Origin of the sequence: Sphingobium amiense (genome assembly GCF_003967075.1) — a bacterium.
Classification (GTDB): domain Bacteria; phylum Pseudomonadota; class Alphaproteobacteria; order Sphingomonadales; family Sphingomonadaceae; genus Sphingobium; species Sphingobium amiense.
In genome coordinates this window covers 1-9977 of the sequence record NZ_AP018670.1, presented here as the reverse complement: position 1 = coordinate 9977, position 9977 = coordinate 1, and the positions used below count along the sequence as shown (strand labels likewise).

General features: G+C 60.9%; 11 protein-coding genes. 5 read left to right on the top strand and 6 right to left on the bottom strand.

Annotated elements, in window-relative coordinates; all coding sequences use genetic code 11:
- Positions 1–795 precede the first annotated feature (795 nt).
- Together SAMIE_RS23200 and SAMIE_RS23195 are read left to right on the top strand one after the other, a co-directional pair.
- Positions 796–1017, top strand: coding sequence for an antitoxin MazE family protein (locus SAMIE_RS23200; protein WP_013044873.1), 222 nt, complete (start codon positions 796–798; stop codon positions 1015–1017).
- The gene (locus tag SAMIE_RS23195; RefSeq protein ID WP_013044872.1) at positions 1014–1334 is read left to right on the top strand and encodes a type II toxin-antitoxin system PemK/MazF family toxin; all 321 of its coding nucleotides are present in this window, start codon (positions 1014–1016) and stop codon (positions 1332–1334) included. Before SAMIE_RS23200 ends, SAMIE_RS23195 begins: the two co-directional genes overlap by 4 nt.
- Positions 1335–1344: 10 nt before the next feature.
- Here the strand turns inward: SAMIE_RS23195 and SAMIE_RS23190 are convergent, their stop codons facing one another.
- Both SAMIE_RS23190 and SAMIE_RS23185 read right to left on the bottom strand, forming a co-directional pair.
- The gene (locus SAMIE_RS23190) at positions 1345–1785 is read right to left on the bottom strand and encodes a hypothetical protein (protein ID WP_021243082.1); all 441 of its coding nucleotides are present in this window, start codon (positions 1783–1785) and stop codon (positions 1345–1347) included.
- Positions 1778–2053: a hypothetical protein gene (locus SAMIE_RS23185; RefSeq protein WP_013044870.1), complete on the bottom strand. Its 276-nt coding sequence runs from the start codon at positions 2051–2053 to the stop codon at positions 1778–1780. The genes SAMIE_RS23190 and SAMIE_RS23185 overlap by 8 nt, the downstream gene beginning before the upstream one ends.
- Before the next feature lie 167 nt (positions 2054–2220).
- On the opposite strand from SAMIE_RS23185, the gene mobQ reads away from it, so the two are divergent.
- On the top strand, positions 2221–3222 hold the full coding sequence (gene mobQ, locus SAMIE_RS23180) for a MobQ family relaxase (RefSeq protein WP_332005074.1): 1002 nt from the start codon (positions 2221–2223) through the stop codon (positions 3220–3222).
- Between the two features lie 148 nt (positions 3223–3370).
- On the opposite strand, the gene SAMIE_RS23170 is transcribed toward mobQ, so the two are convergent.
- Together SAMIE_RS23170 and SAMIE_RS23165 are read right to left on the bottom strand one after the other, a co-directional pair.
- Positions 3371–3727: a type II toxin-antitoxin system RelE/ParE family toxin gene (locus SAMIE_RS23170; protein WP_066520988.1), complete on the bottom strand. Its 357-nt coding sequence runs from the start codon at positions 3725–3727 to the stop codon at positions 3371–3373.
- A 31-nt stretch (positions 3728–3758) separates the two neighbouring features.
- Positions 3759–4361 carry a recombinase family protein gene (locus SAMIE_RS23165; RefSeq protein ID WP_066520976.1) on the bottom strand — a complete coding sequence of 201 codons (603 nt, stop codon included), beginning with the start codon at positions 4359–4361 and terminating at the stop codon, positions 3759–3761.
- Between the two features lie 200 nt (positions 4362–4561).
- On the opposite strand from SAMIE_RS23165, the gene SAMIE_RS23160 reads away from it, so the two are divergent.
- Positions 4562–7531, top strand: coding sequence for a Tn3 family transposase (locus tag SAMIE_RS23160; RefSeq protein ID WP_066704273.1), 2970 nt, complete (start codon positions 4562–4564; stop codon positions 7529–7531).
- 64 nt (positions 7532–7595) lie between these two features.
- On the top strand, positions 7596–8030 hold the full coding sequence (locus tag SAMIE_RS23155; RefSeq protein ID WP_232037506.1) for a hypothetical protein: 435 nt from the start codon (positions 7596–7598) through the stop codon (positions 8028–8030).
- A gap of 122 nt (positions 8031–8152) precedes the next feature.
- Here the strand turns inward: SAMIE_RS23155 and SAMIE_RS23150 are convergent, their stop codons facing one another.
- Complete coding sequence (locus SAMIE_RS23150) at positions 8153–8953, bottom strand: outer membrane beta-barrel protein (RefSeq protein ID WP_013044868.1); 801 nt, start codon at positions 8951–8953, stop codon at positions 8153–8155.
- A 155-nt stretch (positions 8954–9108) separates the two neighbouring features.
- The gene (locus SAMIE_RS23145) at positions 9109–9480 is read right to left on the bottom strand and encodes a hypothetical protein (RefSeq protein WP_021243081.1); all 372 of its coding nucleotides are present in this window, start codon (positions 9478–9480) and stop codon (positions 9109–9111) included.
- Between the last annotated feature and the right edge of the window lie 497 nt (positions 9481–9977).

Sequence of the window (9977 nt, the reverse complement as noted above, 5' to 3'; positions counted from 1 at the left end):
TTCTGCTAATGTCTTGTGACTTACTACAACAGCATTATTATCTCCGACCCGAGCGGCAAGCAGATGTAGTAAGGCCCCAGCCTTGGGGTTTGATGCGCTTAAGCGCGCCCAAGCCTCATGCGATGCACGGTCAGTCTGGACCCATCGGCTAGGCTGAGGCTTGGTGGCGGGCAAGGTGCGCGTATCTGTCACAGGGGTGTGACTCCAGTGTCGAGAAATCGGACATAGATTGGCTAGGGGCAGTCAATCTATGTCCGATTATCGCCAGAAAATTATCAAAAATCAACGTCAATTATCGACAATAAATTGGTGAAAATCGACATACCCTAGCCAATCAGCTACTGGCTACCCCTAGCCAATCAGCTACTGGCTACCCCCCCCCGCCAACACATTGAAATTACGCAATAAAAAATCTCGCCCTTCTATATGATCTAAAGGGGGTGCAAGCGCGGACCTAAGCGCTGGCGAAGCAGCCCCTTTAGATAGGAACAAAAAGTGAACAATGAGCGCCGCTAATCGCGGCGCGCGTTATGGGTTGGAGACGCCCAGCTCATACGGTCGCATATTCCCGCAAAGGGCAGTTCCTACGGCAAAGTTCCTACGGGCTATCAGGGGGTGTAGGAGGCGATTTCCGGCCCGTAGGACGCAGGGAGGCGCTTGGGGGTGGCTTTTGTGCCATCCAAAGGCTCGGCGGCGCCCCTGCGGGACGCCAGAGGCAAATCGGAGTGAAGGAACTTGCGGGGGAGCAGTCAAAGAGGTATCATGTAACTTAGCATGATACCTATGGAGATTCACATGGCCGCGATCAAGCAAAGGGCTGACAAGGTAGATCGGCACCGCCAGCGGATGCGTGCGGCGGGGTTTCGGCCCGTCCAATTCTGGGTTCCCGACACGCGCGGGGCTGACTTCGCGGAGCGTGTGCGCCAGCAATGCTTGAAGTTGAAGGGCGACCCGGCGGAGCTGGACGCGCTGCGGTTTGTCGAGGAAGCGGCGGCGCAGGTCGAGGGCTGGCAGTGAAGCGAGGCGATATTGTCGCGGTTTCGTTGCAAGGTGACTACGGCAAGCCTCGCCCGGCCCTCATTGTGCAGTCGAATCTTTTGGCCGAGCTGGAAAGCCTCGTGATCTGCCCGATCACCAGCGCCGTGCGCGACGCTGCCTTTCGCATCACCGTCGAGCCGGACAACGCCAATGGGTTGCGTGTGCTCTCGCAGGTGATGGTGGACAAGCTCTCGACCCTGCCCCGCTCGAAAATCAGCAAGCCTTTCGGGCGGCTTGACGATGAGCGGATGAAGGCCGTGGACCGCGCCTTGCTCCTTGTCGTCGGGCTGATTTGAAGGGCGTCGGTCATTCCCTTGCCTGCAACGGCACCCAGTCGCCTTTGCACTTGCCTGTTTTGGCGTCCCATCGTGCGGTGCAGCCGTATAGCCGCTGTTCAATCTTGGGTTCCTTCGCCCACTGGTAGGCGAGGGCCGCGGCGAAGATCAGGCCCAGCCCGATCAGGGCGGCCGAGAGCCATTCCTTCAGCCGGTCCCACCATATCCCGGCACTGACCCGCTGGAGCTGCCCCGCCACGCGCTGGAGATCATCGACCGCCGTTCCCATCCGTTGCCCCCATTCGAGGCGCTGGCGGGCGTCCTGCTCGATCCGCTGGACCAGCGCGGCCGACTGCTGCGCGATCCCATCGGCCCCGGCCTGCCGCATCGCATCGAGCAGGACGCGATAATCCGCGCCGGGATCGGCAGGGGGCGGGGCGTCGAACTCAGCGGGGTCGAACGGGTCAGGCATCGGCGGGGCCGCCCTTGAAGGTCCAGCCATCGAACGCCTTGCGATCCTGATCGCGGCTGATCCGGCCCATCAGGTCATTGAGGCGGGATTCCCATGCGGGGTCTTTCATCGCGGCATCGAGGAGCAGGCCGCCGAGGATGATCTTGCGGCGGGCGTCCTGTTTGCGGTTCAGGGTGGCGGCGCGCGCTTCCAATGCCTGCAACCGGGCCTTGGCCTGTTCGACCTTGCGGCGGGCGTTTTCGATAGCCTCTGGCGTCGGAGCGGCCATGCACAATCCTTTCGCTGAGTGATATTGATAGCACCGGACCCGACTGAACGAAAGAGAGGAAGGGCGCACTTATGCAAACTTGCGTTTGCGTGCGGGAGGGGATACCCCTCCACCCCAGCGGGCTATCGCCCGCGCCATGCTCCCGCATGGCAAGGTAGGGCGCGGCGATGGCGAGTTTCCATCTTGCGGTGAAGGCGATAGGCCGTTCCGCCGGTCGCAGCGCGACGGCGGCGGCAGCCTATCGTGCGGGCGTCGAAATCACGGACGAGCGCACCGGCCTCGTCCACGATTACACCCGCAAGCAGGGCGTCGAGCATAGCGAGCTGATGTTGCCGACCGACGCGCCGGAGTGGGCGGCCGACCGCGAGCGGCTATGGAACGCGGCCGAGCTGGCGGAGACGCGCAAGAACGCGACCGTGGCGCGGGAATATGAAATCGCGCTGCCCGTCGAGCTGTCGGCCGACGAGCGCCGGGAGCTGGCCTTGGGCCTCGCGCGGGAAATCAGCGAGCGGCATGGGGTGGCGGTGGACGTGTCGATCCATGCACCTGGTCGCGAGGGCGACCAGCGCAATCACCATGCCCACCTGTTGACGACGACGCGCCGCCTTGGCCCTGAGGGGCTGGGGGAAAAGACGCGCGAGCTGGACCAGAAGCAGAGCGGCGAGGTCGAGCGGTGGCGGGAACGATGGGCCGAGATGCAGAATCGGGCGCTGGAACTGGCGAACGTCCCCGACCGGGTGGACCATCGCAGTCACCAGCGGCAGGGGATCGAGCAGGAACCCACCGTGCATATGGGGCCGAGTGCGACGGCGATGGAGCGGCGGGCCGAGCAGGTGGCCGCGCGGGAAGGGCGGGCCTATGAGCCGGTGACGGCGGTAGGTCAGCACAACGCCGGCGTCGTCGAGCGGGCCGGCCTGCGCCAGTATATCGAGCGCGGGACGGAATGGCTGCGAGACAGGCGTCACCTCAAGGTTTGTGCGCCAAACAACGATTTGGCGGACATAAGCGGAACATTCGGCGTAGTCGGCCTTGTTTGCTTATCAGATCAGCGCGAGCTCGACCCTACGCCCCACGACGGCGGCAGCGCGCTGCAGGGTTTCGATGGTGACATTGCCATCGGCGGGATCAAGCATGCGGTCTACTTGTGTCCTGCTGGTATGCATCAATAGCGCCAGTCGCTTCTTGCTGAGCTTGCGTTCGCGCATCGCCTCGGAAAGCTGCCAAGCGATGACTTCCTTGATGGCCTTGGCCTGGAATTCCGCGAGCACACCTTCTTCCTCGAGGAAGCTGTCCAGCGTCGGGCCGCGATGTTTGTTCTCAGCCATTTTCAACCTCTTTCTGGCGCTTGCGTGCCAATTCCAAATCTGCGGCTGGCGTCGTCTGTGACTTCTTGATAAATCCATGCAGCGCGTAGAGTTCGCCTTGGTGGAAACAGAACAGCACACGCGCGATCGTTCCGTCAGGCAGGGATGTACGCACTTCGAACAGCCCCTTTCCCATAGGGCGAACCAGCGGCATGCCAACCGGCCAGCGGAACTGGACCCGCTGTAAGTCCTGGCCAATCTCGCGGCGATTGGCTTCAGGGAGACCGAGTAGCCAGTCGCGAACGGGGACATTGCCTGCATCGGTCTGGTAGAACACCAGCTCGATGCGTTGTGCGGTCCCCGATCCCATGGCTACCATATGCACTATATAAGGTGCATAGTCAAGCTGGTTCCGCCGTCACGGCAGTGACCGTGGGCTGCCGGCCAAGGGTGCGATAAACTGTCGGACGCGAAATCGAGAACAGTTCGGCCAGGTCGCTGATCGAATAATCGCCGGTGTCATACATCCGGCGCAACTCCTTCTGCTGCCGATCAGATAGCTTTGGCTTCTTGCCGCGCAGCTTTCCCCGGGCGCGGGCGACGGCCATACCTTCCCGGGTCCGCATCCTGATCAGATCGGCTTCGAATTCCGCGAAGGTGGCAAGGATGTTGAAGAACAGCTTGCCCATGGGGTCGCCGGGATCGTGGACGCTGGCACTGAGTTGCAATCTCACGCCGCGTGCCGTCAGCTGGTCGCCGATCGCCCGTGCGTCGGGAACGGAGCGCGCAAGTCGGTCGAGCTTGGGCACCACCAGCGTGTCGCCATTGCGAACTGCGGCCAAGGCCTGATCCAAACCTGGTCGCGCACGATTGGTCCCGGTGAAACCGTGGTCGGTATAAATTCGATCCGGTGCCACCCCAAGCTGGACCAGAGCGTCGCGCTGTGCGGCAAGATCCTGCTTGTCCGTTGAGCAGCGGGCATAGCCGATCAGGGTGTTGGTCATCCGGGACTTGTATCGCAGAAGGGGCCTTCAACGCAAAACAAATCGGACCAGTCAAACGAGACAGGCGGAACACAGGTTTTCGGTGCGATGGCGGCGCTGCCGACACATGTTCGCTAAGGGATCGTCTATCGGACAGTGCACCTCTTCGCATTGGCAGACCCTCGCGTTAATCTGACGCGACGAATCGGTGGGAGGGCAAATTGGCGAGACGACGGCTCCTGACTGATCACGAGCGCCGATGCCTATTCGAGCCGCCGACCGACGACATCGCGATCATCGCCAACTACACGTTGTCCGCCGAAGACATCGAAGTGATCGGCAGGCGCTACGGCGCGCCGAACAGGCTTGGCCTCGCAAGCCATATTGCCTTGATGCGTCATCTTGGATTCGGCTTGCCGGGAAACAATGCCGTCCCGACCCCCGTTTTGCATTACCTCGCCGCCCAACTGCACGTCGATCCGGCAGCGCTCACCAGCTATGGTCAGCGCTCACAGACCCGAAACGACCATGCCGAGATCGTCGCCCGATACCTGGGGCTTCATCCCTTCCGGCGCATGGACATTCCTTTCGCGCTGGAACTGGCGGAAGCCGCCGCGCGACACACAGATCGCGGCGAACCCATCGTTCGCGCACTGATCGAGGGGCTGAAGGACAAGCGCTTCATCTTGCCCGCCTCGGATACCTTGGAGCGGGCCGGACTTGCCGGACGGGCTCGCGCGCGCAAAGCGGCCGCAGCCGCACTCATCGAGACGCTAGATTCCTCCGAGATGGCGCATCTCGACGACCTGCTCGTCAACAATTCCGATTTCGGGATGACGCCCTTGGCCTGGCTCCGCGCCTACGATGAAGCGCCGAATACAGCGAACATCAATGGCCTCTTGGAGCGGTTGCGGTTTGTGCGCAATATTGGCATCGATCCCGCAGTCAGCTCCGAGATCCCCGAATTCCGCTTCGCCCAATTTGTTCGCGAAGGCGGCGTGGCCCCGGCCTTTCTCCTCTCTGACTACAGCCTTAATCGCCGCCGCGCGACGCTTGTGGCAGCCGTCATCGATCTTGAAGCCCGGCTTGCCGATGGTGCGATCCAGATGTTCGATCGTCTGATCGGCGGCATGTTCACCCGCGCACGGCGCGGCCGGGAGAGGCGCTATCAGGACAGCATCCAGTCCGTCGGCCAGCTGATGCGACTGTTCGGCGCGACGATTTCGGCCCTTGATGAAGCGATCCAGCACGGCGGCGATCCGCTCGAGCTGATCGATGAAATGGTGGGTTGGCACAAGCTGGTGGCCGCAAAGGCGCAGGTCGACGCGCTGGCCAACCTCGCCGGCGAGGATGCCTTGGTCATGGCGACCGAACGCTATGCGACGCTGCGCCGGTTCGGCCCCGCCTTCTTCGAGGCATTCTCGTTCAAGGCGTCCGGCAGCCGATTGCAGTTGATCAAGGCCATCGATGTCATCAGGGATGCCAACCAGCGCAAAGCACGCCATCTCCCCGACAGTGTTCCACTGCCGTTCCCGAACCGCAAATGGAAGCAGATCATCACCAGCGGCGGGCGCATCAACCGTCGGCTCTACGAAATTGCGGTTGCTGCGACTTTGCGCGACGGGTTGCGTGCTGGCGATGTGTGGGTCGAGGGCAGCCGTAGCTATCAGCGCTTCGACGCCTATCTGCTCAGCCGTCGCGACACAGCGAAAGCCCTGGAGCAGCTTGCCTTCGAGACCGATGCTCAAGCCTACCTTGCCGGGCGCGGTAGAACGCTCGATTGGCGGTTGCGCCGCTTTGCCAAGCAGCTGAAAGGCGGAAACCTTGAAGGCGTGTCTTTGGACCGCGACCGATTGAAAATCCAGCAAATGCCGCCAATCAGCCCGCCCGAAGCCGAAGCGCTCGACCGGCGGCTCGATGGTCTGCTCCCGCGCGTCAGGATAACCGAGCTTTTGCTCGAAGTGGCCGAACGCACGGGTTTTCTATCAGCCTTTCGCGAGCTGCGATCCGGCAAGGAACACGACAACCCCAATGCCGTGCTCGCGGCGATCCTGGCGGACGGCACCAATCTGGGCTTGGAGCGCATGGCCAATGCCAGCGAAGGCGTGACCTATGCTCAGATCGCGTGGACGCACAATTGGTACCTGTCGCCCGAAAATTACAGCCACGCACTCCAGACGATAGTCGCGGCCCATCATCAGCTTCCGTTCGCGCGCCACTGGGGCGCGGGAACCAGCTCGTCGTCCGACGGCCAGTTTTTCCGCTCCGGAAGAAGCCGGTCGGGCGCCGCCGAGGTCAATGCCAAGTACGGTGCAGAGCCAGGGGTGAAGATATATTCGCATGTCTCCGACCATTTTGCATCCTTCGGCTCGCGGATCATGTCCGCAACAGCCGGGGAAGCGCCCTATGTGCTCGATGGTCTGGTTCTGGGCGCCGGGCAACTCCCGTTGCACGAACATTATACCGACACCGGCGGTGCCAGTGACCATGTGTTCGGGTTGTGCCACCTACTGGGCTTCCGATTCGTCCCGCGATTGCGCGACATTGCGGATCGCAAGCTTGGCTCCATTCTGGCACCATCATCCTATCGGGGCATCGAATGTCTGATGGGCCGCACGATCAAGACAGCCGCGATCGAAGCCGATTGGGATGACATCGTCCGGGTCGTGGCGTCGATCAAGGATGGCACTGTCGCGCCCTCGGTCATCATGCGCAAGCTTGCTGCCTACAAGCGGCAAAACAAACTGGATTTTGCGCTTGCCGAACTCGGCCGCATCGAGCGCACGCTGTTCGCGCTCGACTGGCTGGAACAGCCCACGCTTCGGCGGGCATGCCAAGCGGGCCTGAACAAGGGGGAGGCGCGGCATACTTTGGCAGCGGCCATCTACACCAATCGCCAGGGCCGATTTACGGATCGAAGCCTCGAAAACCAGGAATACCGCGCTTCGGGCCTCAATCTGCTGATCGCGGCGATTTCCTATTGGAACACGCTCTATCTTGACCGGGCTGTGCAGCATCTCGGTGCTACCGACATCGAATTTGATCTAGCGCTGCTTGCCCATCTGTCGCCAATGGGCTGGGCGCACATCAGCCTGACCGGCGATTATCTTTGGGACCAGGCCAAGCGAATTTCTGCGGGCGAATTTCGGCCGCTGAACGATCCGCTGGCGCGGCTCAAGCTCGTGGCATGACCGATGTTCCCGAAATGTCCGTCAAATCGTTGTCTGGCGCACAAACCTTGAAGTGACGCCAGACATGGGGCAGCGGATCGCGGGCAGGCTGCACGATGTTGCGGCCAGCTTGAGCGGTGCGGTCGAGCGCGATCGGCGCGAGGCGGCCGAGGTGCAACTCGCCCGCGAAGCGCAGGAGCGTCTAGCCGCCGATCGCGCCCGTCAGGAAGCGCAGGAGCGCCAGCAGGTGCGGGAACGCGAGCGGGTGGCCGAGAAGTTCAATACCATCGCCGGGAAGCGCGAGGCGGGCGCGCATGGCTATGGCGACCATAACAGCGACTGGAAGGCGACCCCGGAAGCGCTCCGCAAGGCGGTGGACGCCTATAACGGGGCCAACCAGCACACCAAGGATCTTTATATCGAGCAGATCCAGCGTGAACCGAAAATGGCGCGCGCCGTGGGTCAGCTCATCGGTGAGCGGGAGCTGATCCTGCAACGCGACCGGGGCATGAGCTTGTGACGGCGATATACGATCCGATCATATATGATTCGGTCGCATATGATCGGATCGTATAGCCAAGAAAAAACCCTCCCGCAGAGCAGGAGGGTTTCTCACTTATCGCGATTTGAGAGGGTCGCGGATCAGAGCGTAAAGCGCAGACCGACCTGAAACAGCGAAGCCTTGGTTTTACCGAGGCGATATTCCACGTCCTCGTCCCCGAAGTTCAGCTTGCCGCTGCCGGTCTGACGATAGGTGTAATCGGCGGTCAGATCGATGCCCTTCGTCACCTTCACGGCTGCACCGGCGCGGAGCTGCCATGCGAAGCGAACCGAGCCGTCATCCTCGCCCAGCGCCTTGAGGTGTGAGCCGACCGCGCCGAGGCCCACGCCGACATAGGGCTTGAACGTGTTGCCGCCGAGCGGAATATCGTAGGTGACATTCGCCATCACGGCGAGCTGGCGCAGCTTAGCGACGGAGCCGTTGGTCGCGCTGATCGTGGTGCCGTTAATGTCAACGCCGTCCAAATCATCGACGCTGATAATGTCGAGTTCGCCAAGACCTTCGACAACATCGGAGAGGTCCTCGGCCGTGATCGCGGTGCCGTTCAGGCTCTTGAGCGTGATGCCCTTCACCTTGTTGCGCTGATAGGCCAGTTCGAGGCCGACGCGGACGCCGCCGAAATCATAGCCCAGCTCACCGCCAAAGGTTGCAGCGGACTTGGTGTTGAGCTTCGTGTCGAGGCGATTGTTCGGCTCGGACCATGTGTCGATGATGGCGAAATCGGGATTGTTGAGGTCAGCAACGCCGGTGCGAAGTTGGAAATACATACCCTTGTCGGCTTCATCCTGCGCGAAAGCAGGCGTAGCAAGAGCGGCAGACGCAAGAACAGCGCAAGTAATAATCTTCTTCATTAATAAACCCCCTAAGTAAACACGAAACATGACTAATTTTCGCGACCCTAGCGGGGGGGGGGGGGGTAACTGCTAAACTAAAAAATACAAGAAATATTTTGAGGTCAACTGAGTTTTTTCTAATATGTTGCGAAACCGCAACAATTTTCTCAATGGATTCATCACTATCCGCTAGGGCTGTCGCCCTAGCGGCCGAACAGGCGCGACCAGAAGCCGGGGCGGGAGCTGGGCTGCGAGACAGCGCGCTGATCGGTGAGGGCGAGCCGTTGGGCTTGCTCCCGCCAAGCGTTCCGTTCTTCACGCAGTTCGGCAACCTGCTCCCGCAACAGCCTGTTTTCAGCCTGTAAACCGGGGGTGTCACTGCCTGTTATGTTAGGCTGTAAAGGTTGCTGCACCCCATTTACAGGGGGCCAGACACGAAATAGCTCGACAGGTTCAATGCGCCATTCGCCGTTATCGGATTTTTCGGCGGAAACCCGGCCTGTCTTGATCGCCTTCATGAGCGTTTGGCGGGTGACACCGACCTTTTCGGATGCTTCTCTTAGGGTGATACCCATGATGTCACTCGCTGTTAAGTCGGCCTGTATAGTATCTATATATCGGTTGCATCGTCAGGGGGAGAGGCATCGGGCGCGCGGAGCCTGTTTCCTAGGCCGATGACGAGCTGGGATAGTTCCTCTTGCATCGCCGGATCGAGGTTCTGCTGTTCGGTGGCGGGCAGATCAGGCTCAATTCCATCTAGGAACGGTTGCGAAGGAGGGGGAAGTCCGTCGCCGTGCGGTAGCTGACGCTCACCTATCGGGGGAAGGCGGCGTAGTGGTTCTTGCTTGCCCAAAGTATCGCGGTCCGGCTGTTCGCTGTCGGAGACGACGACAGTTGCAGAAAATAGGCTGTATCTTAGCCCTTCACGTGGTCCAGACCAAACAACTCTATCGTTCAACACATATGCGTTGACAGTGCCGTTTTCACCAATCCGCCTGACTTCAATCCAATTTCCAGAAACAAGTGCAGTTATTGCTGTCTTAATAGTTGTAATTGATCTAACCCCTAGCAA

What these genes read in the sequence shown, in the direction of transcription:
- SAMIE_RS23200 (WP_013044873.1), top strand. Translation starts at nt 796, where the DNA reads ATGGCCGCGATCAAGCAAAGGGCTGACAAGGTAGATCGGCACCGCCAG.
- SAMIE_RS23190 (WP_021243082.1), bottom strand. Translation starts at nt 1,785, where the DNA reads ATGCCTGACCCGTTCGACCCCGCTGAGTTCGACGCCCCGCCCCCTGCC.
- SAMIE_RS23185 (WP_013044870.1), bottom strand. Translation starts at nt 2,053, where the DNA reads ATGGCCGCTCCGACGCCAGAGGCTATCGAAAACGCCCGCCGCAAGGTC.
- mobQ (WP_332005074.1), top strand. Translation starts at nt 2,221, where the DNA reads ATGGCGAGTTTCCATCTTGCGGTGAAGGCGATAGGCCGTTCCGCCGGT.
- SAMIE_RS23170 (WP_066520988.1), bottom strand. Translation starts at nt 3,727, where the DNA reads ATGGGATCGGGGACCGCACAACGCATCGAGCTGGTGTTCTACCAGACC.
- SAMIE_RS23165 (WP_066520976.1), bottom strand. Translation starts at nt 4,361, where the DNA reads ATGACCAACACCCTGATCGGCTATGCCCGCTGCTCAACGGACAAGCAG.
- SAMIE_RS23155 (WP_232037506.1), top strand. Translation starts at nt 7,596, where the DNA reads ATGGGGCAGCGGATCGCGGGCAGGCTGCACGATGTTGCGGCCAGCTTG.
- SAMIE_RS23150 (WP_013044868.1), bottom strand. Translation starts at nt 8,953, where the DNA reads ATGTTTCGTGTTTACTTAGGGGGTTTATTAATGAAGAAGATTATTACT.
- SAMIE_RS23145 (WP_021243081.1), bottom strand. Translation starts at nt 9,480, where the DNA reads ATGGGTATCACCCTAAGAGAAGCATCCGAAAAGGTCGGTGTCACCCGC.